A 26,756-nucleotide genomic window follows, 5' to 3' on the forward strand; every position below is an offset into this window, starting at 1 on the left:
CGGCTGCTTCATACTTGTTCCCTGTTATTCCTTGCTTCGGGGCCAATGTTTGACTATCAACTGTTGCAGCCCCTGTTGCGACAACCCCAATTGCTGCGCCGTTGCCAACAAGTCTTCAAGCTGCGGCATTATAATGGCCTCGGCCGACAAATTCTGATGGGCCCGGCGCTGGGCTACCCGGGTTGCCTGGCCGCGTCGCCGCTCCAGCCACCCCTGCTCCACCAACTGTTTCACCGCCCTGGAAACTGTCATGGGGTTTACAGCCAGATGCTCAGCCATCTGCCGCACCGAGGGCAATACGGTTTCCTCGGGCAGCTGGCCGCCGACGATCAGATGGATAATCTGCTCGCTCAATTGACGGTAGATGGGTTCGCCGCTGCCGGGGTTGACATGCAATAGTGCTAACATTAGCCTTGAAACACTGTATTAATGCATTGATACACCAATAAAACTAACACACTCCGGCAGGAATGCCAAAAAGGAACACAAGCATGAAGCAAAGGAACTTTGGCCGGCACCACAGGCTTGCCGTAACCAGCATGCTGCTGTTGGCTCTGGGGCTTTGTTGGACGCCGCTGAGTCAGGCACAGACAGCTTCCGAAAGCACGGGCTGTTATGTCGATGGTCTGTCTGAACGTCTGCGTTGCGGCACGATTCGAGTCGCGGAGGATCCGCAAAAGCCCGAAGGCCGCCAGTTGGCAATCCACTATGCCGTCTTGCCGGCAATCAAGAATACCGCCCCTAATGAAGCCGTACTGGCCATCGCCGGCGGGCCGGGACAGTCGGCCATCGAAAATGCCGCCACCTTCGACCTGATCTTAAGCAAAGTGCGTCAAAACCGGGACATATTGCTGATAGATCAGCGCGGCACCGGCCAGTCCAACGCCCTTGAGTGTGCGGCGTTGGATCTGGAACAAACCCTGGCCTATAACGACGAAGCGCTCGATGTCGGACAGGAAACCCGTAACTGCCTGAGTAAGTTGGATGCCGACATCAGCCAATACGGCAGCGAGCAGGCATTGCACGACTTCGAAGCGGTTCGCCGGCATTTAGGTTATCAGAAGCTGCACCTTTATGGCATCTCCTACGGCAGCCGCATGGCTCAGCTCTATATGCGCCACTATCCCGAGGCACTCAAGACAGTGACCCTGGATGGCGTCGCGCCTATGCAGCAGAGTGTGCTGGCCATAGGTGCCGCCATTGGGCGGGCCCAGGATCTGCTGCTGAGCGATTGTGAGCAGGACGCTTTGTGCGCTCAAACCTACCCACAGCTGCGTCAGGAACTGAACCAGCTGGCCGAGCGCCTGGGGCAGCATGCGGTGATGAAGAAGGTGCCTCATCCGGTAACCGGTGATATCGCCATGCTGACCCTGACCCGTAGCAAGCTGCTTGGCAGCCTGAGAATGGCGCTCTACAGCCCCTCGGTCAGAGCTCTGCTGCCCTACGCCATCCACCGGGCGGCCATGGAGGAATATCAACCTCTGCTGGGGCTGATGGCTCTCAGTGTCGATAGCACAGGTATCGCCATGGGCATGCACGCCGCCGTGGTTTGCGGTGAAGATTGGCCCAGATTGACCGCCGTCGAGCGCCAACAGGCCGAGGCCAGCGTCATAGGCAAAGAGATGCTCAGTAGCCTGGACAGAAGCTGCCCTATCTGGAATGTCCCGGCCGCGGCGGCCACCTTTGCCGAGCCGATAGCCAGCGATATCCCCACCCTGCTGCTTTCCGGAGCCAAGGACCCCGCCACGCCGCCTTCCTGGGGTGACCTGGCCATGGCTGAGTTGAGCAACGCCAGACACTTGATCTCCCCCTATGCCACCCATGGTGTTGCCGCCCAGTCCTGCGCCAATGAGCTGATCGCCGAGCTGGTCAAGGGCACGGCGCCGGACAAGTTGGATAGCGAGTGTCTCAACAAAGATGTGCGTCGCAGTTTCTATCTCAACGCCAGCACAGTGGAAGCCATTCCAGGAGGAACAAAATGATCAAGGTGACCAATCTGAGTAAGCGTATTGGCAAGGTTCAAGCCCTGGATGGCCTGAGTTTCAGCGCCGAAGATGGCATGATTACCGGCCTGCTCGGCCCCAATGGCGCCGGCAAGACTACCTGCCTGCGCACTGTGTTTGGCCTGCTGAAACCGGACGAAGGCATAGCCGAAGTCGACGGTATAGATGTCGGTCGCAATCCGCTGGCGGCCAAGCAGCAACTGGGGTTGTTTCCGGATCCCTTCGGCCTCTATGAACGCCTGAGCCCGAGAGAATATATTCGTTTCTTCGCTGAACTCAGCGGCATGCCGAGCAAGGCCGCCAAGCAGGCGACTGCCGATGTGCTCGGCAAACTCAAGATGGACGATATTGCCGACCGCCACTGCAAGGGCTTTTCCCAGGGGCAACGGATGAAGACGGCACTGGCTCAGGCCATAGTGCATCAACCGACCAATATTATTCTCGACGAACCCACCCGCGGGCTGGATGTAATGAGCACCCGGGTACTGCGGGAGCTGCTGTTGGATCTCAAACGCCAGGGCCACTGTGTGTTGTTCTCCAGCCATGTGATGCAGGAGGTCGCCGCCCTCTGTGACAAGGTGATTGTCATGACCCAGGGTCGCGTGGTGGCCGTTGGCAGCCCGGCCGATCTATGTCGTCAAACCGGTAAGGAGTCATTGGAAGATGCCTTTATACAACTGATAGGCACGGATGAGGGGATAGCCGCATGATGAATCGACTCTTGACACTGGTTCGCAAGGAACTGCTGGATGCCGCCCGCGACAAGCGTTCTGTAATGGCCGGTCTCTACTATGCCATAGGCACACCGTTGATCATGTGCGGTCTGTTTGTGGTGCTGATTGGTCAGCTCTCCAGCCCGGATGATCTGCAAATTCGCATAGACAACGCCGAACAGGCACCGGATCTGGTGCGCTATCTCGGCCAGAAGGGGATCAATCAGGACAGCGGCGAGCAGGCTGACGCTCTGATACTGCAGATAAGCGAGCAATATCGGACGCAGATGGCCAAGGGCGAAAGGGCCGAGGTGATCCTGATAGCCGACAACTCGGATGAAAAGCTGCAGAAATCGATTCGCCGTCTGGAGCGGGCGCTGCAGGGTTATTCCTCCGAAATGGGCAGCCTGCGCCTACTGGCCCGCGGTATAGACCCCAGGATAATGCAGCCGATTAAGGTGCAACTGCAGGATCAGGCCACGCCAGACTCCAAGGGCGGAATGATCCTCGGAATCGCCATCTTCACCATGATCTACTCGGTATTTATTTCCGGGATGAATCTGGCGATAGATACCAGTGCCGGCGAACGTGAACGCAACTCATTGGCGCTGTTGCTGAGTCACCCTGTCACCCCGAGGCAATTGGTGATCTCCAAGCTGCTGGCGGTAACTGTGTTTGCCATGTTGGGCTTGATGCTGATTTTGCTGATCTCCAAGTTTGCCTATCCCATGGTGCCTTGGCAGGAGCTCGGCTTCAGCATCAGCATCAGCGCCGAGTTTATTGCCCTGATGCTGTTGATAGGCTTGCCGGTCGCCCTGCTGGCCGCCAGCATGCAACTGTTTGTGTCCTTCCTGGCCAAGACCTTTAAGGAAGCCCAATCCTATCTGACCATAGTGCTGTTCGTGCCCTTGGCCCTGGCGATGACCGCCAGTTACGACATAGCGCCGGACACCTTGCAGTGGTTGCCGGTCTCGGGGCAGCAACAGGCGCTGATGGCTTTTATCAAGGGTAAGGAGTTGCCGCTGCTGCAGCTGTTGGTATCCAGCTTGCTGACGTTGGCCATAGCCGCCGCCCTGGTGCTGGGGCTGGAGCGCTCCCTCAAGAGCGAAAAGGTGGTGTTTGGCCTCTGATCCAAACCCCAAGTCCGCAAAAGAAAAGGCAAGCCGAGATTCAATGTTGGCTTGCCTTTCGATTGCCGAAACCCCGAAACCCCGAAACCCCGAAACCCCGAAACCCCGAAACCCAAGGGTATCGGCAGGATAAAAACCGGGTTGGCTTATTTCGCCTTGGGACGAAACGGCTTGATCACTGTCTCATCGCATTCGAGGAAGGGGCCTTCCATCAAATCGATGCAGTAAGGAATCGCCGGGAATACCGCATCCAGGCACTCACGAATCGACTTGGGCTTACCCGGCAAGTTGACTATCAGGGTGTCGTCTCTCAGCCCGGCGGTTTGTCGTGACAGAATCGCCGTCGGAACAAACTTGAGCGACTCGGCGCGCATCAGCTCGCCAAAGCCAGGCATCATACGGTCGCACACGGCTTCGGTCGCCTCGGGCGTAACATCGCGCTTGGCCGGCCCTGTGCCCCCTGTGGTCACCACCAGACAACAGCCGTCTTCATCGGCCATCCGCTTGAGGGTGGCTTCAATCACCTCCCTCTCGTCCGGGATCACTTCATAAACACTTTCCCAATCACTGGTGAGATAAGCATTGAGAGTCTCTATGATCGCCTTACCGGAAATGTCTTCATAGACTCCGGCGCTGGCACGGTCACTAACGGTTACTATCCCGATTTTGGCTTTGGCCATGCTGTTCCCCTTGGCAAAAATGCTTGTGTTGCAGTGGCGCCTAACATACCACAATTAGGCTTTCCTGCCCCCATCAGCGGGAGCATTTTGTCGTCTCGGGGGCGGGAGTCTCAAGTGGCTTGGTTCTCAAGCGGTGCCAGGCGCTCAACGCCAACAGATACAGGGTCGCCACCACAAACGCCAGCACAGTTCCCCAGACAATGCCGAGCAGCGGATAGAGCCAGCTCACCGCAATCACATAACACATGAGCGACCCCAGGCCTCTGGGATAGTGCTTGATAATGGTTTGCGCCTGCGGCGAGCCATAGGCCAGATGAATGATCAACAAAAACGGATAAAGCGTAATGGGGAAGGCGGCCAGAATACCGGCCTGAGCCGGCGTCAGCAGTTTGGCCGCCGCCGTGACCAACAGCACTATCATGGCGGCCGCCGCAGCCCTAAGCAGCAATACCAGCGGGCTGAGTCGAACGGGCTTGGCTACTGTGGCATCCGGTATTTTGGCAAGCACCAAGCCCACAAGCACTATCGCCAGCAGCAGCGCCAGGCTTCCGCCGAGGAGATTAAGATTCAACAGACTCAGAAGATAGCCACTGAGGCCAAAGGCCAGCAATCCCAGTCCTGAACCCAGCAGTGCCACCCAAGGCAGTGGCCGCTCGCCGCCGAGACGAATACCCAGGGCATAACCACAAATCAGCAGCAACGAAGCGATAAAACCGGACAAGGCCGCGGTGGCACTGGCGGCGGCAAAGGGCTCACCCAATTCAATGCCGATAAAAAACAGCGCGATAGCCGTACCCAGTGGATAGCCGGACAAAATACCCGCCACTCTGGGGCTGACCCGCTCAGCCACCAGCGACAGGCCCACCACGGCTATGATAGCGGTCGCTATTTTGGCGAGCAACAGGCTATCCATCTCCCTTCTCCCGACACTAGAGCAAGCGCCTGGCCTGCCAATATTTTTGCTTCCAGTAGCTGTTATCCAGCGATGAGATCATCACCCCCTGACTGGTAGAGGCGTGCATAAACTCATTGTTACCTATGTAGATCCCCACATGGCGGCTACTCCAGCCAGTCTTGAAGAACAGGAGATCGCCAACCTTGAGCTGACTTTTCTTGACCGCAAACCCCAGCTTGCGCTGTTCATCCACTGTGCGCGGCAGCATGATTTCGGTCAAACGCCGGTAAGTCAGGCTGACAAAGCCCGAACAGTCGACACCTCGCTTGCTCATGCCTCCCAAACGATAGGGAACCCCATGCCATTCTCGCTGCATCGTCAGCAGCCGCTGCTGTGACAGGGGCGCTTGCTCAGAGCGCTTGGCTTCGGACTCGTTGCCGTCTTGGGGCTTAGCCACAGTAGCCGGAGCGGAAACAGGATCGGGACGACCGGAACAGCCACTCAGGGCGCCCAACAACAGGAATGTCGCCAATATCTGCCACAGCTGCATGCTCGTTCCAACTCAGATGCCATTGAAGAACCCCTAATGTGCAATAAGCCGCCGCTATTTGCAAAAATCGGGTAAATGCCCGAGTCTAACTGAAGCGGGTTATCGCAAAGGAGGCTATATGGGTGACAGGCAAATACCGCCGTTTTACGCCGGCTCGAGGGAATATTCCAGTAAGGATGGCCGACAACAGATCCAGAAGCTGGAACCGCGTTTCGATGATGTCGGCGGTATTCCGGTTGCCAGGGCCATTCCCCAGAAAGCCAGGCGCCTGATAGGCCCTTGGTGCTTTCTCGACCATATTGGCCCGGCATCTTCAGGCCCCTTGATGGATGTAGGTCCCCATCCGCACATAGGTTTACAAACCTTCACCTGGATGCTGGCCGGCGAAATACTGCACCGCGACAGCTTGGGAAGTCAGCACCTTATCCGCCCTGGACAAGTCAACCTGATGACCGCTGGCCACGGCATTGCCCATACCGAAGAAGCGCAGCCGGGGCATGCTGAGTTACATGCGGCCCAGCTCTGGATTGCCCTTCCCGAAGCCCACAAAGATACCCAGCCCAGATTCGATCACTATGCCGACTTGCCTCGTTGGACCGAAGCCGGGGTCGACTTCACCCTGCTGATAGGTCAGTGGTTACAGCGCAAGTCTCCGGCAGTACATTTCTCTCCCATCATAGGTTTGGATCTCTTGAGCCATGATTCCGCCTTATTGAATCTGCCTTTGGATCCCAATTTCGAGTATGGCCTGATGCCACTCGAAGGCTGCATGCAAGTTGATGGTGAGCCCTTTGCCCAAGACTCTTTGGCCTATCTTGGATTGAATCGCACCGAGGTTAGTCTGGAATTGGCGCCCGAAAGTCGGATTTTGCTGCTTGGCGGTACGCCGCTGGGAGAAGCCATCACCATCTGGTGGAATTTTGTTGGTCACTGCAAGGCTGAAATTACCGCAGCTCAAGCGCAATGGCTGGCCGAAGATCCCCGCTTCGCAGCCGTGCCAGGCTACCGGGGTAAACGCCTGTTACCCCCGGCGATCCTCTGGTAATCAATCTTTTGACTCAAGGATGGGCACACTATGAAGCTTGAATTCACATCTCAGTCCCAATTGTCGGCCTCAATGGCTACGGCCGCAGACACAGCTTTTATCCAAAAAGTCTTCAACTCCTGCCGCAGTTATTTTCTGCATCTGGGCCTACCCGAGGAGATGGCTCAGGTGCTGTTGTTACAACAGTTTCAGCTGCAACAAGCCTGGTTCCAGAATCACTATCCCAATGCCATTACCCAAATACTCCGGGTGCAAGAGCAAGCGGCAGGAATACTCACCCTAAACACAGGTACTGAAGCACTGCATATTCTGGATATGGCTTTGTTACCTGAGTATCGGGGACAAGGCCTGGGCAGCGAATTGCTGAACGCCATTCAATCTCTGGCCCAGCTAAAACAACTGGCGGTATCCCTGATGGTCGCCAGGGACAATCCGCAAGCGAAAAAACTGTACTTGAACAAAGGCTTTGTTACCCAGGATGTTACCGAGACTCACGAATTGATGTACTGGCACTGCCACTAAGTACCAGCTGCTGGCCTGCAAAGATACAACTTACCTCCCTCCGCAATTCTCTGCCAACCACCCAATCAAAGTTAAAATCCAGTAACCAACTTGTTATTTCCAGACTTGTGTACCAGTGTTTATGGAGACCTGTCACTGCCTCGCAGCGACACCTCTAGGTAAATGGACATCATCAAGAGGGCTTGCTCAAGCCAAGCCTTCATTTTCAAGGAGTGAATATCATGGCAGACAACTTTATCGGCGAAATTCGTATGGTGGGCTTCAACTATGCTCCGCCAGGTTGGGCACTGTGCGACGGACAGACAATGAGCATTGCCAGTAATACGGCTTTATTCTCTTTATTAGGCACTATGTATGGCGGTGATGGAGTAAGCACCTTTAAGCTGCCGGATCTTCGCGGCCGGGTACCCGTCAGCTTTGGCCAGAGTCCAGGCACCAGTTTATACAACCAAGGGCAGATGCTTGGAACTGAGGGGACCAATCTGACAACAGCCCAGTTGCCCGCCCATAACCACGCCATTGACTCAAACCAGATCAATGCCAGTGTCAGCCCACTGGCATCCACCGGCAGCGGCACCACTGATGAGCCTGGTCCCAATACGGTACCGGCAAAGATTGCCAGCGGTCTCAATGCGCTGGAAGCATACAGCACCACGGCGAACACCAGTATGCAACCGTCACCAGTCAGCTTGGATGGCAACACAAACACAACGGGCAACAGTGACACTGTCGACTTGCGCCAGCCGTTAACCGTGGTGAACTTCATCATTGCCTTACAAGGCATTTACCCTCCCAGAACATAAAACATCACAATCAACGGCAGTTGGAAGTGTGCTTTCCTGCTGCCGTTGAATTGCTCAAGCTAACACCGGACTATTCAGGGCTGCCAAAACCATGAACTCTTTAATACGGATATTAAGCCTGGTGACATTGTTGCTGTTGCCATTTGTACAAGCAAAGAGTGTCACAGAACCAGGGACAAAGGCTGAGCTCATCTTGGTCGATGCCACAATCTCTCAATATCAAACCTTGCTGGAACAGGCATCTACCACGGCCCTCACCTCTAGACCCATTACCGAACTGACCGAACTCAACGCCTTGATGGCCCAAGACAAGAAGTACTCGGGTTTACACTTGATCACTCACGGCCAAAGCAGCGAAATACTGTTGGCAGGCCACAAGCTGGCGCCACGGGAACTGGCAAATCAACTGGATCAACTGCTACTACCGGGTGCCCCCCTCTATCTGTACGCCTGTAACTTGGCCCAAGACGCAAAGGGTAAAGCCTTTGTCGATAATCTGGCATCGATTTTAGCCCGGCCCGTATTGGCATCGACCAACGCCACAGGCAACCAGCGTCTTGGCGGTGATTGGCAACTCGAATACTCCACCTCCTCGACCATGGCTGCCAAGACATTGTTTTCCGATGAAGTGAGAGGGTTTAATACGCTATTGTCCAACACAGCTTACGAATTCTCCGACGGTGATGCGGTTACCCTCACCAATGCCGCCTCAGCACTCGCCAATGACAGCACCTTTACCCTGGAAATGTGGGCCAATTTTTCCAGCACCTCAGGCATCATCAATCTGATGGATATTACCGGCTCACTCGATGCCGGTGGTTTTATCATATATAACAATACAATGACGGTTGATCTGAGCGGCGACTTCAGCTCTTTGACCCAAAGTAATCCAATCACTATTTCAACCAATGTCTGGTATCACTTTGCTTTTGTCTTCAACAACGGCCAGTGGGATTTTTATCTGGATGGCCAAGCCACAGGTATTGGTGTTGCCGACATGGGTGGCAACAACACAGTGCCGGATTATCAAGCGGCAAACGTCAACAACCTGGTCGCCGGTCTTCAAAATCATGGTTCGGTAAACAACTTTACCGGCAAAATAGATGACATCCGCCTTTGGAGCACGGCGCGGACTCAAACCGAAATTCAAAATAACCGCCAGCTCGAGCTGGCGGGCAATGAAACCGGCTTGATTGGCTACTGGAAACTCAACGAAACCAGCGGCACAGTTGTCAATGACAGCCAAACCAATGGTTCCATACTCCAGGGAAGCAGCAGTGGTGTTACGTTGGGTGTCACTGGCGCCTTCAGCGGTAATCAAAGCCCAACAGATATCTCGCTTTCCAACAACTCCGTCAGCCAAAGCGGCGGCAGTAATGCTGTGGTGGGCACCCTGACAACCACGGATGCCGATGTTGGTGACAGTTTCAGTTATGCCTTGATTGCCGGTAGTGGTGACACCAACAATGGCAGCTTCAATCTCAGTGGTGATTCCCTCAGAGCCAACAATGCCTCCACCTTGGTTGGCGGTAGTTATAGCATCCGGGTGCAGACGACAGATTCAGGCAATGCCACATTTGAAAAAGCCTTTAGCATCACAGTGGTGGATGACCTTGCTCCGGAAGTGACCAGCATGACTATCGATGGCTCACCCGCAGATACCGCAACCAGCATCAGTTACACAGTTAGTTTCAATGAATTGGCCAATAATATCTCGACCGACGACTTTAACCTGACCAACGCGGGTTCTGCCGCAGGCAATATTGCGTCGGTATCCGCCAGCTCAGGCACCAGCGTTACTGTAACTATCAACAATATCAGCGGTAACGGTTCGCTGCGCCTGGATCTGAAAGCAGCAACCAACATCAGCGATGCTCAGGCCAACAGTGGGCCGGCAGCCTACACCTCTGGCGATGTTCATACTGTTGCCGTCCCTACTGTTCCCGACGCCCCCATCATAGGCACGGCATCTGCCTTGGATGGCCAAGCCGTGGTCAACTTCTCGGCGCCGGCAAGTGATGGTGGTTCTGCGATTACCTCATACCAAGTGACTTCATCTCCAGGCGGGATCACCGCCAGTGGAGCCAACTCGCCGATAGGGGTTGCAGGCCTGACCAACGGCACGAGTTATACCTTTACTGTGCAGGCCATCAATGCCGTGGGTACAAGCTCGCCATCCGCACCATCCAACTCGGTAGTCCCAAAGGCAAACCAGACCATCAGCTTCAACAACCCGGGGGCGCAGGACTTTGGTACCACACCAACCCTTGCGGCCACCGCCAGCTCAGGGCTGACGCCTGTGTTCAGCTCCAGTACCACTGGGGTCTGTACCATCACGGCCTCCGGCACCTTAACCTTTGTCACCACGGGTAATTGCAGTATCGATGCCGATCAGCCAGGAGACAGCAGCTACAATGCGGCGCCAACCGTGACCCAGAGCTTTACAGTTAATGCCGTGGTGCCCGGAGCACCCACGTCCGTCAACGCCGTTGCCTCTGATGCCAGCGCCACAGTCAGTTTCAGTGCCCCGGCAAGTACCGGCGGCGCGGCGATCAGCGGCTATACCGTCACCTCAAGCCCGGGTGGCCTTACCGCCAGCGGCGCCGGTTCGCCACTGACAGTTAGCGGCCTGAGCAATGGTACCGACTATAGCTTTACTGTCAGCGCCAACAACACAGCGGGTACGGGCCCGGCCTCGAGCCCCTCCAATACTGTGACCCCCAAGGCAAACCAGACCATCAGCTTCAGCAACCCGGGGGCGCAGAGTTTTGGCACCACGCCAACCCTTACCGCCACCGCCAGCTCAGGGCTAACGCCTGTGTTCAGCTCCAGTACCACTGGTGTCTGTACCATCACGGCCTCCGGCACCTTAACCTTTGTCACCACGGGTAATTGCAGTATCGATGCTGATCAGCCCGGAGACAGCAGCTACAATGCGGCGCCCACAGTGACCCAGAGCTTTACGGTCAATGCCGTGGTGCCCGGAGCGCCCACGTCCGTCAACGCCGTTGCCTCTGACGCCAGCGCCACGGTCAGTTTCAGCGCCCCGGCAAGTACCGGCGGCGCGGCGATCAGCAGTTACACAGTCACCTCAAGCCCGGGCGGCCTCACCGCCAGCGGCGCCGGTTCGCCACTGACAGTTAGCGGCCTGAGCAACGGCACCGACTATAGCTTTATCGTCAGCGCCAACAACACAGCGGGTACGGGCCCGGCCTCAAGCCCCTCCAATACTGTGACCCCCAAGGCAAGCCAGAGCATCAGCTTCAGCAACCCAGGGGCGCAGAGCTTTGGCACCACGCCAACCCTTACGGCCACCGCCAGCTCAGGGCTAACGCCAGTGTTCAGCTCCAACAGCACTGGCGTCTGTACCATCACAACTACCGGCACTCTCAACTTTATCAGCGCCGGCAGTTGCAGCATTAACGCCGACCAAGCCGGGGATAGCAGCTACAATGCGGCGCCAACCGTGACCCAGAGCTTTACAGTTAATGCTGTGGTGCCCGGCGCGCCGATGTCTGTCAGCGCTGTCGCTGCCGACGCCAGCGCCACGGTCAGCTTCAGCGCCCCGGCAAGTACCGGCGGCGCGGCTATCAGCAGTTACACAGTCACCTCAAGCCCGGGTGGTTTCACCGCTAGCGGCACTGGTTCGCCACTGACAGTTAGCGGTCTGAGCAATGGCACCGACTATAGCTTTACGGTTAGCGCCAGCAACACAGCAGGCACGGGCCCGACTTCAAGCCCCTCCAATACTGTGACCCCCAAGGCAAGCCAGAGCATTAGCTTCAACAACCCGGGGGCGCAGAGTTTTGGTACCACGCCAACCCTTACGGCCACCGCCAGTTCAGGGCTGGCGCCTGTGTTCAGCTCCAACAGCACTGGAGTCTGTACCATCACAACTACCGGCACTCTCAACTTTATCAGCGCGGGCAGTTGCAGCATTAACGCCGACCAAGCCGGGGATAGCAGCTACAATGCGGCGCCAACCGTGACCCAGAGCTTTACGGTCAATGCCGTGGTGCCCGGAGCGCCCACGTCCGTCAGCGCCGTTGCCTCTGACGCCAGCGCCACAGTCAGTTTCAGCGCCCCGGCAAGTACCGGCGGCGCGGCGATCAGCAGTTACACAGTCACCTCAAGCCCGGGTGGTTTCACCGCCAGCGGCACCGGATCGCCGCTGACAGTTAGCGGCCTGAGCAACGGCACCGACTACAGCTTTATCGTCAGCGCCAGCAACATCGCAGGCACAGGCCCGGCCTCAAGCCCCTCCAATACTGTAACCCCGGAGCCGGATAACAAGGCCCCCAGTATTTCAGGTACTCCAGCCGGCAGCGTAGATCAGGATAGCTATTACAGCTTTATCCCCACGGCCACAGATCCGGATCAGGATCCTCTGACGTTCAGCATCAGCAACAAACCGGCCTGGGCCAGTTTCAACACGGCAAGCGGCGAGCTCAGCGGTACTCCACTGCGAGAACATGTAGGCGTTAGTGACAACATCATTATTCGAGTCTCGGATGGTGCGCTCAGTACAGATTTGGCGCCCTTTAGTGTGGAAGTCAAGGCTGTCAATCAAGCGCCACAGGCCAACCACGACCGGATAACCCAGGCCTTCAGCCAAGAAAATAGTTATTTGCTCGATGTACTGGCCAACGACAGTGACCCAGATGACGATCCACTGACGATTGTGGATATCAGCACCAGCCTGGGCACTGCTACTGTACTGGGAGATAAGCTGCAACTGACAGTGCCGGAAAACTTCAATGGTCAGGTGCGACTCAGCTACAGCATCACGGACGGAGAGTTTTATGACAGTGCCAAGGTGAGCTTCAGCATAGAAGGCAGTAATCCAGAAGCCCCCGTCATCAATATCCCGGCCGATGTCACAGCCAACGCCACAGGTCTGTTTACCCGGGTAAACTTGGGTCGGGTCGGCGCCATCGACAGCGATGACAACCCCATTCCGGTATCCTTGTTGAACGGCTTCCCGTTTTTTGCTCCCGGCCAACATTTGGCTTACTGGAAAACCACAGATGGTAAGGGGGTAAGTGCCACAGCGTCGCAGTTGGTTACCGTGTACCCCAGGATTAACCTGGGAGCCTCGAAAACTGTCGCCAACTTCACTCAAGTGCAGGTGCCGGTTTTACTCAACGGCTCGGCCCCCGAGTATCCGATGGAAATCCGCTACAGTGTCAGCGGCGATGCGATTGCAGGTCAAGACCATGATCTCGCAAGCGGAAGCCTGCTCTTGAGTCAGGGAATGTCCACCAGCCTGGAGTTCAATGTTTTTGCCGACTTGACCGCCGGGCAACAAAAATCGCTGACAATCACTCTGGAGGACAGCCAAAACCCCGGACACAACGCCGCTACTGAAATACGCATCAGTAACAATAATCTGGCGCCCAACCTCAGCTTGAGCGCCAGTCAACAGGGTGAAATGCGCTCCAGTGTCAGCAGCTCGGATGGCTTGGTGACGGTAACGGCAGAAGTCGCTGACCCCAACCCGGCAGACAACATCAGCCTCAGTTGGTCCAGCGAGCCTGCTATGACAAACCTCTCGACCTCAGCAAACGAGTTCACCTTTGACCCCGCAACGCTGGCTCCAGGGATTGTGACTCTGACATTGAACGCCATGGACGATGGTTCCCCCCAACTGGGAAGCAGCAAGAGTCTCAAGCTATTGCTGCTGGCACAGCTACCGGCTCTTGGGGAAACAGACGCCAACAACAACCGTTTACCGGATAGTGCCGAAGGCTATGGCGATCCGGACGGCAACGGTATTCCGGCCTATCTGCAGGGCGATCACCCTTGTAATGTAATCCCCGAACAGCTCAGCCGCCCCAATAGCTACCTGGCCGAGGCGCAACCCGGCATCTGCTCCCGAAAGGGACTGCTAAGTCTACAGCGGCTGGATAACGGTATTGAGCTGGAAGATGGCTCAATGTTGCCAGATGACAGTGAAGGGAAAATTGTCGGAGGTTTATTCGACTTCGAACTCGAGGGCAGTGAGTATGGCGGCAGTGTCAGCATAGTGATCCCGCAAGTTCAGGCGATACCGGCACAAGCTCAATACCGTAAATACGTCGCTTCCGGCTGGCAGGAGTTTGTAACAGATGCCAACAACCAGATATTTAGCAGCGCGGGAGAACCCGGATATTGTCCACCAATGGGTGATGCCAGCTGGCAGAGTGGCCTTACTGAAGGTCATTGGTGTGTGCAACTGCTTATTCAGGATGGTGGCCCCAACGACGGTGACGGCCAAGCTAATGGCACCATAGTCGACCCGGGCGGCGTTGCCGTGAAGCTGTTAGCCAACCAAGCCCCTATAGCCCAGGCTGACAGCTTTAGTTTGCCATGGAATCAGCAACATCTGCTGGACGTACTGGCCAACGATAATGATGCCGATAACGACAGCCTCTATCTGGTGCAGGCCAGTGTCTCTATCGGTGAGATCAGTGTCAGTGAAGACAAGCTCAGCCTGATGTACACGCCGCCGGAAGACTTTATCGGCAACGCGCAGCTGAGTTATACCGTCAGCGATGGCATGGGCGGTACGGCAATGAGCCATGCAGAGCTGGTTGTCTTTTACAACAGGGCACCCGTGGTGAATGACAGCAGCGCCGGCACGGACGACAGGACGGCGATAGAGCTGGATGTATTGAGCACTGCCAGTGACCCGGATGGCGACAGCCTGACGCTGGAAAGCGCTGTGGCTCAATCCGGTAGCGTCAGCATCACCACATCACAGACGCTGAGCTATCAACCTAAGACCGGCTTTGCGGGCACAGATATCATCAGCTTTAGTGTCAGTGATGGCAACGGCGCCTCGGCAACCGCTCAGGTAGTGGTGACGGTCACGGCCTATCAAGAGGTTGTGGTGGAAAACCGCTCTTCCGGCGGGGCCGTCGCCCCCTGGGCCTTGGCACTAATGCTGGTGATGGCGGGATTCAGGCGCTTAAGCCTGCGTTTGGCAAGCCTGCCGCTGTTGCTACTACTGGCAATTGGGGTCAGTTTCAATGCCCAGGCACGCTGGTCTGTGAACCTCAACTTGGGTTACAGCCATGCCCGCCTCTCGGAGTCGGATATCAACAAAGCCCTACCGGCAGAGGTCAAACTGACGGAGTTGGACAAAGATGATTTCGCCTGGTCTGTGGCGCTGAACTACCAGGCTAGTGATGCCTGGGCGCTGCAGTTTGGCTATCTTGATTTGGGCGAAACCTCACTCATGCTGGCCGATAGCACACTCGACCCACAGGCCTTGCAGCAATCACTTGCCAACCTTGGGCCGCAACTGGCCTCCGGGGTAACTGCCGGAGCCGAATACCGCTTTTGGCGATATCACGACTGGTCTTTCAGCCTCAACGGCGGGATATTTATCTGGGAGAGCGACTTCAGCAGCCAGTGGCTACAGCAAGAGTTGCGTTATGACGACTCCGGCGTCGACTTTTACTGGGGCCTGGGTAGCCAATATCAACTCTCAGAACAGTGGGCGATCAGAGCCGATTACCGCCGTTATATGCTGGACAGAAATCAGGTAGACGGTGTCTTTATCGGTCTGGAGTTCTTTTTCTGAGCTTGGATTAGCTTAAGCGATCCGCCAGGATGTAAGAAGACCGCCTGATGGTGGTCTTCTTATCGGTAGGCTTACCAGATCTTGACTCTGTCCTCTGGCGCCAGATAGAGAGCATCTGTGGGTTTGACATCGAAGGCGCGGTACCAGGCATCCAGATTGCGCACAGTCAGGGCCCGGTAGTTGCCGGGAGCATGACCATCGGTGGCAATACGTTGGCGCATGGCCTGATCTCGCATCTTGGTTGCCCAAGTTTGGGCATAACCGATAAAGAAACGTTGATCACCGCTAAAACCGGCAATAACAGGTGCTTCTTTGCCCTTGAGTGACGCCCGGTAAGCATCGTAAGCGGCAGCCAATCCGGCTACATCAGCGATATTCTCCCCCAGAGTCAGTTTGCCGTTGACATGCAAGTCGGGGAAAGGCGCATATTTGTCGAACTGCTTGGCCAGGGCATCCCCTTGGGCGGCGAAATGCTCAAAGTCCGCCTGAGTCCACCAATTGCGCATAGCGCCGCTGGAATCGAAAGCCGCACCATTATTATCAAAGCTGTGGCTGATCTCATGGCCGATGACCGCCCCTATGGCACCATAGTTATAGGCATCGTCGGCCGTGGCATCAAAAAACGGCGGTTGCAGTATCCCGGCCGGGAAGTTGAGCGCATTTTGCACCGGCAGGTTTACCGCATTGACTATCTGGGCGTTCATCCACCATTCCCCTTTATCTTGGGGCTTGCCTATTTTGGCCAATTGATGAGCGTATTCGGCCTGTTCACCGGCCACGGCATTGGCATAAGCACTCTGCCCCACCTGATAATGGCTGTAATCACGCCAATTATCCGGATAGCCCACACTCACCACCAGAGTATCAACCTTGGCCAGAGCTTCCTGTTTGGTGGCCGGTGCCAGCCAATCAATCGCCTCAACCCGGCCATGGAAGGCATCGACTATGTTATCCACCAACTCGCTGACCTTGGCCTTGGCCGACGCAGGGAAATAACGGCTCACATAGGCGCGGCCAACAGCATCTCCCAGATAATTATCCAACGCCTCCAAGGCGCGCTTATCGCGGCTGCGTTGCATAGGCGTGCCTGACAAGGTCGTGCCATAGAAGGCAAAGTGCGCCTGATCCAGCGCCGAAGGCAAGACATCTGTGTGGCTATTGATCTGGTGGAACAGCAACCAATCTTGCCAACTCGCCAGCGGCTCGGAAGCTACCAAGGCCGAGAGTGCGCGGATGGCGGGGCCATGATAAGCGGCAAAGCGTGGCTGCTGGCCAAGTTGCGCGGCCTCAAAGAATGCCTGCCAGTCGATACCCGGGGCCTTGGTGTCAAAGTCAGCCCGGCTCCAAACTGCGGATGATTTGGCAAAGTCTTCACTGTCTTCACGGCTGACGTGGGCGGCAGCTATTTTCAGCTCCAGCGCGAATATTCGCTCGGCCCGTTCACCGGCATTGTCTATGCCGGCGGTTTGCAACAAGGTCTCGACATAGTGGCGATAAGCCTGCCGCAGTTGCTGCATCTTGGGATCGCTCGACAGATAATATTCCCGCTCTGGCAATCCCAGCCCGCCCTGCAACAAATAGGGCAATACCTCTCCCGGAGTCGCCAGCCCTTGGGTGACAAATACCCCCAGCAGATTCTCAGTGTGATAGTCGGTGGCATTGAGCGGGTCAACATCGGCCCGTAAACTGGCTCCCAAGGCCGCCGATAGCGCCTGTTTGGTTTTCAGGGCTGCTATCTGCTTTTGGTAATTCGCCAATGGCTGCAGGCCGGCTTTTTCGATGGCATCAGTATTGGTATAGGCCAGATAAAAATCGGCAATTCGCGCTTCATCACTACCGACAGCATGGGGCTTGGCCACCAGCTCAGCAATCAATTCGGCCTTGTGCTGCTCGGTCGATTCAAAAGCCACCAGAAAAGACCCAGTGGAGGCTCGGTCGGCAGGTATCTTGGTATCCCGCATCCATTGACCATTGGCGTAATTGTAGAAGTCATCTCCAGGCTTAATACTGGTATCCATGGCCGCCAGACTGATGCCTATATTGGCCTCTCCCTGACGGGAAGCCACAGACGGCACCTTGGTTGAAGCTGTCTCTTGAGACTGGCAAGCGGCTAGGCCGCCGAGCAGGGCCGCAGCGGTAAACAGCGCGATTGCATTGGGCTTGAACATGCAAATTTCCTTGATCTTATTTATGGGGTTTCAGGCGTTTAATCTTCGAGTCTATCTCATTTCACCGCTTGGCGGCCAAGCAGAAAACTGTCACAAGATATGAGGCAGATTGCCCCCTGCGCATCCCTTAACTTCAAAAGTGTCTGAGGTAATTCCCACCCAAAAGGCGATAGGCAAAGGCGGATTTCTGGCTTATTGTGGAGAAGCTGTTCAACCTATTGCAGAAACCTCAAGCCAAGATGGCTTAACAAAGGAAATAACCATGAAATGGATTTCAACCACAACCTGGATCGGGTTAGCTGTCACGCTACTCTTTCTCTGCCTAACTCCCGTGATAATAGATGAAGTGCTTATTCGAGAAATGGGAATGAGCCAAAGCGGCGCTGAAAAGCTGCAGCTACTCTTCCTGAGTGCCTTTATCGTACTGTGCCTCTGTTTGTTTACTTTCCGTCGTTATCAAAAACTGACGCTGACCATGGCAATCATTGCCAGCCTTCCCTTTATTCCCTGGAGTATATTTTTCCTCGATGGCCTGGGGAACGATATGAAGCGTTATCGCTTCCGTAACCTGCAAAAGAGCGACCCTGAGAAGGTGAAGCAGCATCATACAGTGTTTAAATATGCCGATATTACCGGGGGCACAGCAATCATGATGGCTATAGGCGTACTCATGATGGGCTTCGGGTCGGCGGTAGGGGGCTTTATGGCTTTCGCCGCTTTATTCGCCATGATCAAATACCAGATCAAAAAATCCGGCTACCTGTTTGCCATCGTCAATGAAGGGATCTCCTTCTCACCTGACTCCAGTGGCAAACAGTTTTACTTGTTACCCTTAGATAAAATCACTCTGGGTTATCAGGATAGCAGCAAGTTGACGCTCAAGGTTAGAGACGAGCAAGGGGTCAGTCATGAACTGAGAATTCTTTATGGCATGATAGATAAATCGCAGCGCGATGAAGCCCAACAGCAATTACTGGCTTGCCTGGAACCTCAGGACTCGAAAGCACCGACACAAGCGGAAAGCCTTTAGCCTTGAGTAAAATGGCGCCTCGGCAATGACATTACAGCCGCCGCAGACAACAAAAAAGCGCCCTTGGGCGCTTTTTTACAAGCTTGACTCAACGAGTCACAGCTTAACGCATAGTAACAAACTCTTCTGCGCCCGTTGGATGGATAGCGACTACGGCATCGAAGTCAGCCTTGGTGGCGCCCATCTTGATGGCAACGCCAAAGCCCTGAAGGATTTCATCCATGCCAAAGCCGATACCATGGATCCCGACGACTTTTTCATCGGCGCCAGCACAAACCAGCTTCATCTTACAAGCCTGACGGTGCGCAGTAACCGCAGTGTACATGGAGGTAAAGGAAGAAGTGTAGACCTTCACCTGATCCTCACCGAAGCGCTCTTTGGCCTCGGGCTCTGTCAGCCCCATGGTGCCAATTGGCGGGTGGCTGAAGACCACAGTCGGGATGCAGTCATAGTCCATCTTGGCATCCGGCATGGCGCCAAAGAGACGCTCTGACAGCAAGCGACCCGCCTTGACGGCAACCGGTGTCAGCTCTACTCCGCCCGCCATGATGTCACCGACACAGTAAACCCCTTTGGCGCTGGTGTTTTGCTGGGCATCAGTTATCACATATCCCTTGGGATCCAACTGCACATCGGTATTTTCAAGGCCGATATTGCCTGTGGCCGGTGCCCGACCTATGGCCCAGATCAGGCAGTCCACTGTGTACTCTTCAGCGTTTTCCAGCACCAGAGTCAGGCTGCCGTCGGCATTTTTACGCACTTCCTTGGGAATACTCTGGGTATGCAGCGAAGGCCCTTCGCTGGCCATGGACTCCATCAGTGTTTCATAGAGCATGGGGTCGAAGTTACGCAGCGGCGCATGTTTGCGTACAAACAGATGGGTTTCACTGCCCAAGGCATGCAATACACCGGCAATTTCCACCGCGATATAACCGGCACCCACTACGGCTACCCGCTTGGGCTGTTCACGCAGGGCAAAGAAACCGTCCGAGTCTATGCCATGTTCTGCCCCGGGAATGTCGGGGATGCTGGGCGCGCCACCGGTCGCGATCAGAATATGCTCGGCACTGTAGTGTTCACCGTCGACCTCAATGGTGTGGTTATCAACAAAGCGGCCATAGCCGTTAACCACAGTGACCTTGTTGTTGGCCAGACCGCGTTCATAGGAGCCATGGATCCGTTCGATATAGGCTTCACGACTGGCCACCAAAGTGTTCCAGTCAAACTGGTTGACGCTGACATCAAAACCATAATCTTTGGCATAGAGATGCATGGCTTCGGCCACTTGGGCGCCATACCACATGACCTTCTTGGGCACACAGCCGACGTTGACGCAGGTACCACCCAGGTGTTTGGCTTCAATCAGCAACACCTTGGCGCCACGCATGGCGGCCCTGTTGGCTGACGCAATACCACCGCTGCCCGCACCCAGGCAGATATAGTCAAAATGTTGTGCCATGTTTATCTCCGTCGATTGATACAGATTCTTTCGCCCAACAGGGCGACCTCCCGTCTGGCGGGATTCTTGTGAGCCATTGTAGGGGGATTCAGATCAAGTGACCAGACCAGAGTCTGCCGGTAAAAATTTCAGTGATACAAGGTGCAGCGCGAATAATCCTGGGTCTCAGGCCCTGAACCCGAGCACTTGAGGCAACGAAACTGCTGTTGATGCTCGCCGAGTTCAGCCTGCAAAAATCTGGCAGTGTGGGAATCTTTCTGCCTGAGGCGCCGCTCCAGCTCTGTCATTCGCTTATCCAACCAGCGACAACTGGGATCATCGGCGACTTGGCGGCGAGGCTTGGATGCCTTCTTTTTTCGGGATTTCGTTGGTTTACTGTCGCGCGAGGCCTTGGGCAAGGGAGCAGACTCATATTCAAGTGCGGCTTCAAACTGCTGTGGAATGGCGATAGGATTGCCCTCGCTGTCGAGCACCAACCCCAGAGGGAGCGAACCAGGCTCTTTGTCCGGGTTGCTGAGTTGCTTATCTATTGAGGGCTCTGAACTCGACACTAGATTCAGGTCTGAGCTTGATTCGGCCTGGGATTCAGCCAATGGGGCGACTCCCAACCAAAGGAGCAGGCAGCAAAGCCCGCCGATTCTGTAGGTTAACATTCCCTGTACTCCCGCATCGATCCTTCGACGCTGTTTGTCTTCACATCAGAGTCTAGAAGCTGCGGTGAATGTTAGCCAGTTTAAAACTGCCACTCCAGATGCAAGCCGGCATAAGACTGATCCAGGTCGCCATGCCAATCCTCCTCTTGCGCCTGCTGCTTGATATCATCCTCCGCTATGCTGTGACTCAAATGCAAGGAAGCCACCAAAGAAGGGGTTAATGAGTAGCATGCCTCTACACCAAGCTGCAGATGATTGGGGCCATCATGGGTCTGGCTGGCATAGCCAAAGTCGAATCCCTGGGTCACATAGGGGGTAAGAGTCAGTTGCTCGTTCACTTGCCAATGGCTGTGCAGGCTCAACTCAACAAAATAACCAGAGGCTTCAGTAGCATAGGTATAGTTAATCGATGGTGTCAGCCAGCTCAGCCCCTGATAGGCGAGATAGGCGTACGCCTCATTGTCATGGGCGCGCTCATCACCGTAAAACTCCAGTCGCTGCATGCCGACACCGGCTTCCACTGATTCGAGTGGGTTGAAACAGTATTCCACCCCGGCATTGAGCTCGGCGTAGTTCACACTGTCGGCTCGGCCAAACAACACGAAGGCCCCCAGGCCATCACGGCTATGGTGAATGCCACTCCAGGCAATCCCGCCCGCAGACAAGTTGTCACGCCCCTCGGAAATATAGCGGCTGTCCCACCCCAGCATGAGTTGGGTTTCAGTGGCCTCATCGGCCAATAATGGATTGCAGCACAGGAGTGTCAGCAACAAGAGCGGATAGCGCATAAAACGTACCAAACTTACAAAGTAAAGTTTATTTTATTCCACCACCCCATTATGTAAATGATAACGAATCGTGTTTTAGATCCAGTTATCATTTATGATTTTTTTGTGCATTGACGGTAGGCTCTCTTCCTCGGCAGCAGTGACTCGTGACCCACGGGTATTTCACTGCCGAGTTTGGCGGCTATGTTTCACATCTGTGCCACAGCTATGGCACCAATCGCTTTTATCACCTTGATAAATCACAGCAGAACCCTTATCTATTAGCCACGCCCCTGAATATTCGCCGCCATGGCGGCAAGACCAGGCATCCAATGCAGGCCCTATGGCCCACGCCCAAAGAGAGGACAGACAATGACCAATCCGCTGCTGACAGCACAGGAGCTGCCGCCCTTTTCCAGTATCAAGGCCGAGCACATTCAACCGGCGGTCGAACAGGCCATAGCCAAATGCCGCGATAAGATAGAAGCCGTGCTGGCCGCCGGAGGCCCCTACACTTGGGAAAACCTGGTGGCCCCTCTGGAGCAGGTGGACGATGAGTTGAGCCAGATCTGGTCGCCGATTTCCCATATGAATTCTGTACTCAGCAATGAAGAGTGGCGCGCCGCGCACGATGCCTGTCTGCCATTGTTGTCTGAGTACAGCACCTTTGTCGGCCAACATCAGGGCCTGTATCAGGCCTATAAAGAGCTCAAGGCATCAGCGGAATTTGCCCTGCTCAGCCAGGCACAACAGACTGTGATAGAACATAGCCTGAGAGACTTCGAACTGTCGGGAATAGGCCTCAATGATGAACAAAAAGCCCGCTATGGAGAGATTGTAAAGCGCCTGTCCGAACTCAGCAGCACCTATTCCAACCAACTGCTGGATGCCACACATGCCTGGAGCAAGCTGGTTACCGATGAAGCCGAATTGGCCGGTCTGCCAGAGTCTGCCATTGCCGCCGCCAAGGCGATGGCCGAGGCCAAAGAGCAGCAAGGTTGGCTATTCACCCTGGATTTTCCATCCTATCTGCCAGTCATGACCTACAGCGACAACCGCAGTCTGCGTGAAGAGTGTTACCGCGCCTTTGTTACCCGCGCTTCGGATCAAGGCCCTAATGCCGGTGAGTTCGACAATGGCCCGCTGATGGACGAGATCCTGAGCCTGCGCCATGAATTGGCACAGTTACTGGGCTTTGATACCTATGCCGATAAGTCCCTGGCCACCAAGATGGCGCAATCGCCCGAGCAGGTTATCGCCTTCCTCAATGAGCTGGCACTGCGCTCCAAGTCTCAAGCCAAGGCCGAGTTGGCCGAACTCAAGGAGTTTGCCAAGGAGCATTATGGTGTAACCGAGTTGGCGGCCTGGGATCTGAGTTACTACGGCGAAAAGCTCAAGCAGCACAAGTATGAGATATCTCAGGAAGAGCTACGTCCCTTCTTCCCCGAAGACAAGGTGCTCAACGGCCTGTTCTACACCATCAAGCGCTTGTTCGGCATGGATGTCAAAGAGCAGCAGGATTTCGACAAGTGGCATAAAGATGTGCGCTTTTTCCACATCCTGGATGCCGAGGGCGAACACAGAGGCAGCTTCTATCTGGACCTCTATGCCCGTGAAGGCAAGCGTGGCGGCGCCTGGATGAATGATTGCCGAACCCGGCGGATGACGGCCACAGGCCTGCAAAAGCCGGTAGCCTACCTCACCTGTAACTTCAATCGCCCCGTGGGTGACAAGCCTGCGCTGTTTACCCATGACGAAGTCACTACCCTGTTCCACGAATTTGGTCATGGTATTCACCATATGCTGACCCGTATTGATGTCGGTGGGGTTTCCGGCATCAATGGCGTACCTTGGGATGCCGTGGAGCTGCCAAGCCAGTTTATGGAGAACTGGTGTTGGGCCGAAGAGGCGCTGGCGGAGATCTCCGGCCATTATCAGACCGGGGAGCCACTGCCCAAGGCGATGCTGGACAAGATGCTGGCCGCCAAGAACTTCCAGTCCGGCATGATGATGCTGCGGCAACTGGAGTTTTCTCTGTTCGACTTCCGCCTGCATCAGGAGTTTGATCCGGCCAAGGGCGCCCATATTCAGCAGATGTTGGATGAGGTTCGACGCCAGGTGGCAGTGGTCACACCGCCAGAATTCAACCGCTTCCAGAATGGCTTCGCCCATATCTTTGCCGGAGGTTATGCCGCCGGCTACTACAGCTACAAGTGGGCCGAAGTGTTGTCTGCCGATGCCTTCTCACGCTTCGAGGAGGAAGGTATTTTCAACGAGAGCACAGGACGCGACTTCCTGCACAACATACTTGAGATGGGCGGCAGTGAAGAGCCTATGGTGCTATTTACCCGCTTCCGTGGCCGCGAGCCCAGCATAGACGCACTGCTGCGTCACTCAGGGATCCAAGCCTGAGGCAGAAGCAATTGATTAGGCGCCTGCGGGCGCCTTTTTTGTGAGCCAGTTCTCGCTTGCCGTCTGGTATGACCTTTGATAGCCTTTAATTCCTCTCAACTCTTGGACCCTTTGATGAACCTCTACTTTCGCCTGTTTTGGCTGCTGCTCTGGCGAGTGCGCCGGGCAAACGATATCGGTTTTCTCGGCACCAGCCGCATCCGTTATCGGGCTTTACCGAGTGACTGTGACATCAACCTACACCTGACCAACTCCCGCTACCCGGCATTTATGGATCTGGCCCGCACTTATATGATGGCCGAAATGGGCTTGCTGAAGCGCTTTCTAAAACTGAAATGGATGCCGATAGTCAATGCTGCCGAGTTCACCTATGTAAGGGATATCAGGCCATTACAGCAGTTTGAAATTGCCTCTCGCGTGGTTGGCTGGGATGAAAAGTATTTCTACATAGAGCAGCGTTTCCTGTCGGACAGAGGCCTGCATGCCATAGTGCATGTCAGAGGTTTGTTCGTCTGCAAACGCAAGCCGGTACCCACGGAAAACCTGTTGACGGAAGCCGGTTTCGATGAGATCACGCCCGAGTTACCGGCAGAGATCATCAAGTGGAAGTCGTTCCTGGATCTCAAAAAGGCCCGTAACAGCTGAATTCTTGTTCAGGGGATGGGCCTGAGCCCACTGCTGGCCTCCTCCTGAGCCAGAGTCACTTCATCTTGCACCAACATCCAGGAACCCCGCAATTGCGCCTGCAGCCAGTAGCGCCCCAAATGCTGGTAGTCCAGTAAGTTGAAACTGCGCTGCAGGTAACCAAGACAAGGGATTAAGGCACAATCGGCCAAAGTGAACCCATCTCCGCAAAGCCAATGATGCTCAACCAGGCGTAAGTCCAACGCCCGCAGGCAAAGTCTGAGACGGTTTTCAATTTGACGTTGCACCAGAGGAAGTTGCTGTTCTTCCGGTAAGCTATATTGCTGCTCCAGCTGATAGAGACTGTTGTTGAGGTCGTTATCGGCAATTCTGTCATAGAGACGCACTTGCAGATTGAGCTCGGGCTCCTTGGGCAACAGCCGGGTGCCGGCGTCCATTTTATTGTCCAGATACTCTATGATAATGCTGGATTCAGGCAACAGGCTGCCGTCCTGACACACCAAGAGTGGCAGCTTACCGGATGGATAGAAATGCAGATAGTGTTGGCGCTCCAATGGATCCTGCAGATCCGTTACCCGGGGAAAGAAGTTTGCCTGCTTTTCATAAAGTGCCAGCAGCACCTTTTGCGAATAACGCGACAATGGATGGTAGTAAAGCTCCATAGACAGGGATCCCCATGGTTACCAACTTTAACTTTAGTTGCTGGCTACCGCTTAGGGAAGGCGTGAACAGTTACCATGAGTGCTGCGAGGAATTATCCACCCTCTGTTTGACCCAACTTCTGTTTGAGAAAGTCCAACATGACCCGGACTCTGGGTGGCATCCCCTCACGGTAAGGGTGAATGGCATAGATACCGCCCTCACGCAGATGATAATCCGGTAACAGACGTTCCAGCGCTCCCGAGTCCAATTGCCTTTGCAACAGATGATCCGGCAAGGTGGCTATGCCAAGCCCCTGAGCAGCCAGAGCCGCGATGGCATTGGTACTGTTGCAGCTGATAAAGGGGGTAACCCGAATACGAAACTGTTCGCCCTGACTATTGTGCAAAGTACAGCTGCGAGGCAAATGACTCGATGCATGCATCAGCCATTGGTGATGATGCAGGTTATCCGGATGCAGCGGCTTGCCGTGGCGACTGAGATACTCGGGCGAAGCCACCAGATACTCTTCGAAGTCGCCCAATTTTATCGCCTTGAATTCAGAGTCTTCCGGCCAGCCGGCCTGAATGGCGATATCTATCTTATGCTCCAGCAGATTGAGCTTATTGTCCTCCAGCAACAGTGTCAGCCGGATATGGGGGAAACGCTGGTGAAACGCCCCCATCAAGGGCAGCAGTGACAGTTCACCTACCCCCACAGGTGCCGTGATCCTCAAGCTGCCATGTAGCTGTTGATCACTGGGACGAGTCACGGCTTCGGCTTGCTTGGCCAGCTGCAACAACTCGGCACAATAGTGATAGAAACTCTGACCATCTTCACTCAAGCCTATCTTGCGCGTGGTTCTGTGCAATAAACGGCAGCCAAGACGCTGTTCCAGTTTCTTCAAATGTTGACTCACCATGGAGCGGCTGATCCCCAGCACTTCTGCGGCCGCCGTTAACGATCCCTGTTCCACTACAGTGGCGAATACCAACATACGATAGAGTTGTGCCGCATCCATCTCTCACCTTTGTTTAATTTCAATAACCAAAGTGATAAGTAAAGCACTCATTAT

Annotated in this window: 20 protein-coding genes; 10 read left to right on the forward strand and 10 right to left on the reverse strand. The window is 55.1% G+C overall.

What is annotated here, in order from left to right; genetic code table 11:
* Window positions 1-24 precede the first annotated feature (24 nt).
* Window positions 25-408, reverse strand: coding sequence for a GntR family transcriptional regulator (locus ACMHXI_RS13705; RefSeq protein ID WP_413735199.1), 384 nt, complete (start codon window positions 406-408; stop codon window positions 25-27).
* 83 nt (window positions 409-491) lie between these two features.
* On the opposite strand from ACMHXI_RS13705, the gene ACMHXI_RS13710 reads away from it, so the two are divergent.
* From ACMHXI_RS13710 to ACMHXI_RS13720, 3 genes are read left to right on the forward strand one after another with little or no spacing between them, the layout of a single operon-like run.
* The gene (locus tag ACMHXI_RS13710) at window positions 492-1,982 is read left to right on the forward strand and encodes an alpha/beta hydrolase (RefSeq protein WP_413735201.1); all 1,491 of its coding nucleotides are present in this window, start codon (window positions 492-494) and stop codon (window positions 1,980-1,982) included.
* Complete coding sequence (locus ACMHXI_RS13715) at window positions 1,979-2,713, forward strand: ATP-binding cassette domain-containing protein (RefSeq protein WP_028780402.1); 735 nt, start codon at window positions 1,979-1,981, stop codon at window positions 2,711-2,713. The genes ACMHXI_RS13710 and ACMHXI_RS13715 overlap by 4 nt, the downstream gene beginning before the upstream one ends.
* Window positions 2,710-3,846, forward strand: a complete 1,137-nt coding sequence (locus tag ACMHXI_RS13720) for an ABC transporter permease (RefSeq protein WP_370628948.1) — start codon at window positions 2,710-2,712, stop codon at window positions 3,844-3,846. The genes ACMHXI_RS13715 and ACMHXI_RS13720 overlap by 4 nt, the downstream gene beginning before the upstream one ends.
* Before the next feature lie 146 nt (window positions 3,847-3,992).
* Here the strand turns inward: ACMHXI_RS13720 and mog are convergent, their stop codons facing one another.
* The 3 genes from mog to ACMHXI_RS13735 all read right to left on the reverse strand — a co-directional run bounded on the left by mog (window position 3,993) and on the right by ACMHXI_RS13735 (window position 5,971).
* Window positions 3,993-4,526, reverse strand: a complete 534-nt coding sequence (gene mog, locus ACMHXI_RS13725) for a molybdopterin adenylyltransferase (protein ID WP_208143344.1) — start codon at window positions 4,524-4,526, stop codon at window positions 3,993-3,995.
* A gap of 73 nt (window positions 4,527-4,599) precedes the next feature.
* Entirely contained in the window at window positions 4,600-5,439 is an 840-nt protein-coding gene (locus ACMHXI_RS13730) for a hypothetical protein (protein WP_413735204.1), read from the reverse strand.
* 16 nt (window positions 5,440-5,455) lie between these two features.
* Window positions 5,456-5,971: an NlpC/P60 family protein gene (locus ACMHXI_RS13735; RefSeq protein WP_107005872.1), complete on the reverse strand. Its 516-nt coding sequence runs from the start codon at window positions 5,969-5,971 to the stop codon at window positions 5,456-5,458.
* Window positions 5,972-6,089: 118 nt separating this feature from the next.
* On the opposite strand from ACMHXI_RS13735, the gene ACMHXI_RS13740 reads away from it, so the two are divergent.
* The 4 genes from ACMHXI_RS13740 (at window position 6,090) to ACMHXI_RS13755 (ending at window position 15,908) form a co-directional block, all read left to right on the forward strand.
* Entirely contained in the window at window positions 6,090-7,016 is a 927-nt protein-coding gene (locus ACMHXI_RS13740) for a pirin family protein (RefSeq protein ID WP_413735206.1), read from the forward strand.
* A 30-nt stretch (window positions 7,017-7,046) separates the two neighbouring features.
* Complete coding sequence (locus ACMHXI_RS13745) at window positions 7,047-7,538, forward strand: GNAT family N-acetyltransferase (RefSeq protein ID WP_345851605.1); 492 nt, start codon at window positions 7,047-7,049, stop codon at window positions 7,536-7,538.
* Window positions 7,539-7,759: 221 nt separating this feature from the next.
* Window positions 7,760-8,341 (forward strand): phage tail protein, encoded by a 582-nt coding sequence (locus ACMHXI_RS13750; protein WP_345851607.1) that lies wholly within the window; start codon window positions 7,760-7,762, stop codon window positions 8,339-8,341.
* 91 nt (window positions 8,342-8,432) lie between these two features.
* Entirely contained in the window at window positions 8,433-15,908 is a 7,476-nt protein-coding gene (locus tag ACMHXI_RS13755; RefSeq protein ID WP_413735208.1) for a fibronectin type III domain-containing protein, read from the forward strand.
* Window positions 15,909-15,979: 71 nt separating this feature from the next.
* Here the strand turns inward: ACMHXI_RS13755 and ACMHXI_RS13760 are convergent, their stop codons facing one another.
* Window positions 15,980-18,076: a M13 family metallopeptidase gene (locus tag ACMHXI_RS13760; protein WP_208143347.1), complete on the reverse strand. Its 2,097-nt coding sequence runs from the start codon at window positions 18,074-18,076 to the stop codon at window positions 15,980-15,982.
* A gap of 262 nt (window positions 18,077-18,338) precedes the next feature.
* Between ACMHXI_RS13760 and ACMHXI_RS13765 the strand changes: the two genes are divergently transcribed.
* On the forward strand, window positions 18,339-19,106 hold the full coding sequence (locus tag ACMHXI_RS13765) for a hypothetical protein (protein WP_187575090.1): 768 nt from the start codon (window positions 18,339-18,341) through the stop codon (window positions 19,104-19,106).
* A 103-nt stretch (window positions 19,107-19,209) separates the two neighbouring features.
* Here ACMHXI_RS13765 and gorA read toward each other — a convergent pair whose 3' ends face one another.
* The 3 genes from gorA to ACMHXI_RS13780 form a co-directional block, all read right to left on the reverse strand.
* Entirely contained in the window at window positions 19,210-20,565 is a 1,356-nt protein-coding gene (gene gorA, locus ACMHXI_RS13770; RefSeq protein ID WP_187575089.1) for a glutathione-disulfide reductase, read from the reverse strand.
* 128 nt (window positions 20,566-20,693) lie between these two features.
* Window positions 20,694-21,218: a hypothetical protein gene (locus ACMHXI_RS13775; protein ID WP_145839494.1), complete on the reverse strand. Its 525-nt coding sequence runs from the start codon at window positions 21,216-21,218 to the stop codon at window positions 20,694-20,696.
* Between the two features lie 80 nt (window positions 21,219-21,298).
* Entirely contained in the window at window positions 21,299-22,006 is a 708-nt protein-coding gene (locus tag ACMHXI_RS13780) for a hypothetical protein (RefSeq protein ID WP_219031529.1), read from the reverse strand.
* Between the two features lie 351 nt (window positions 22,007-22,357).
* Here ACMHXI_RS13780 and prlC point away from each other — a divergent pair, with 351 nt between their 5' ends.
* Both prlC and ACMHXI_RS13790 read left to right on the forward strand, forming a co-directional pair.
* Window positions 22,358-24,397 carry an oligopeptidase A gene (prlC, locus tag ACMHXI_RS13785; RefSeq protein WP_413735212.1) on the forward strand — a complete coding sequence of 680 codons (2,040 nt, stop codon included), beginning with the start codon at window positions 22,358-22,360 and terminating at the stop codon, window positions 24,395-24,397.
* Window positions 24,398-24,511: 114 nt separating this feature from the next.
* A complete protein-coding gene (locus tag ACMHXI_RS13790; RefSeq protein ID WP_071237359.1) occupies window positions 24,512-25,042 on the forward strand; it encodes a thioesterase family protein in 531 nt (176 codons plus the stop codon).
* Between the two features lie 8 nt (window positions 25,043-25,050).
* Here ACMHXI_RS13790 and ACMHXI_RS13795 read toward each other — a convergent pair whose 3' ends face one another.
* Together ACMHXI_RS13795 and ACMHXI_RS13800 are read right to left on the reverse strand one after the other, a co-directional pair.
* A complete protein-coding gene (locus tag ACMHXI_RS13795) occupies window positions 25,051-25,704 on the reverse strand; it encodes a glutathione S-transferase family protein (RefSeq protein ID WP_025009091.1) in 654 nt (217 codons plus the stop codon).
* A gap of 92 nt (window positions 25,705-25,796) precedes the next feature.
* Window positions 25,797-26,702 (reverse strand): LysR family transcriptional regulator, encoded by a 906-nt coding sequence (locus ACMHXI_RS13800; protein ID WP_109247435.1) that lies wholly within the window; start codon window positions 26,700-26,702, stop codon window positions 25,797-25,799.
* Window positions 26,703-26,756 lie beyond the last annotated feature (54 nt).

Origin of the sequence: Shewanella sp. BJSY2023SW005 (genome assembly GCF_047314585.1) — a bacterium.
Taxonomy (GTDB): Bacteria; Pseudomonadota; Gammaproteobacteria; order Enterobacterales; family Shewanellaceae; genus Shewanella; species Shewanella algae.

Bases quoted from the DNA above. Each gene is read 5' to 3' on its own strand.
- ACMHXI_RS13745 (WP_345851605.1), top strand. From the start codon at position 7,047: ATGAAGCTTGAATTCACATCTCAGTCCCAATTGTCGGCCTCAATGGCT.
- ACMHXI_RS13780 (WP_219031529.1), bottom strand. From the start codon at position 22,006: ATGCGCTATCCGCTCTTGTTGCTGACACTCCTGTGCTGCAATCCATTA.
- ACMHXI_RS13775 (WP_145839494.1), bottom strand. From the start codon at position 21,218: ATGTTAACCTACAGAATCGGCGGGCTTTGCTGCCTGCTCCTTTGGTTG.
- ACMHXI_RS13750 (WP_345851607.1), top strand. From the start codon at position 7,760: ATGGCAGACAACTTTATCGGCGAAATTCGTATGGTGGGCTTCAACTAT.
- ACMHXI_RS13760 (WP_208143347.1), bottom strand. From the start codon at position 18,076: ATGTTCAAGCCCAATGCAATCGCGCTGTTTACCGCTGCGGCCCTGCTC.
- ACMHXI_RS13710 (WP_413735201.1), top strand. From the start codon at position 492: ATGAAGCAAAGGAACTTTGGCCGGCACCACAGGCTTGCCGTAACCAGC.
- ACMHXI_RS13740 (WP_413735206.1), top strand. From the start codon at position 6,090: ATGGGTGACAGGCAAATACCGCCGTTTTACGCCGGCTCGAGGGAATAT.
- gorA (WP_187575089.1), bottom strand. From the start codon at position 20,565: ATGGCACAACATTTTGACTATATCTGCCTGGGTGCGGGCAGCGGTGGT.
- prlC (WP_413735212.1), top strand. From the start codon at position 22,358: ATGACCAATCCGCTGCTGACAGCACAGGAGCTGCCGCCCTTTTCCAGT.
- ACMHXI_RS13705 (WP_413735199.1), bottom strand. From the start codon at position 408: ATGTTAGCACTATTGCATGTCAACCCCGGCAGCGGCGAACCCATCTAC.
- ACMHXI_RS13755 (WP_413735208.1), top strand. From the start codon at position 8,433: ATGAACTCTTTAATACGGATATTAAGCCTGGTGACATTGTTGCTGTTG.
- ACMHXI_RS13800 (WP_109247435.1), bottom strand. From the start codon at position 26,702: ATGGATGCGGCACAACTCTATCGTATGTTGGTATTCGCCACTGTAGTG.
- ACMHXI_RS13730 (WP_413735204.1), bottom strand. From the start codon at position 5,439: ATGGATAGCCTGTTGCTCGCCAAAATAGCGACCGCTATCATAGCCGTG.
- ACMHXI_RS13790 (WP_071237359.1), top strand. From the start codon at position 24,512: ATGAACCTCTACTTTCGCCTGTTTTGGCTGCTGCTCTGGCGAGTGCGC.
- ACMHXI_RS13715 (WP_028780402.1), top strand. From the start codon at position 1,979: ATGATCAAGGTGACCAATCTGAGTAAGCGTATTGGCAAGGTTCAAGCC.
- ACMHXI_RS13765 (WP_187575090.1), top strand. From the start codon at position 18,339: ATGAAATGGATTTCAACCACAACCTGGATCGGGTTAGCTGTCACGCTA.
- ACMHXI_RS13720 (WP_370628948.1), top strand. From the start codon at position 2,710: ATGATGAATCGACTCTTGACACTGGTTCGCAAGGAACTGCTGGATGCC.
- ACMHXI_RS13735 (WP_107005872.1), bottom strand. From the start codon at position 5,971: ATGCAGCTGTGGCAGATATTGGCGACATTCCTGTTGTTGGGCGCCCTG.
- mog (WP_208143344.1), bottom strand. From the start codon at position 4,526: ATGGCCAAAGCCAAAATCGGGATAGTAACCGTTAGTGACCGTGCCAGC.
- ACMHXI_RS13795 (WP_025009091.1), bottom strand. From the start codon at position 25,704: ATGGAGCTTTACTACCATCCATTGTCGCGTTATTCGCAAAAGGTGCTG.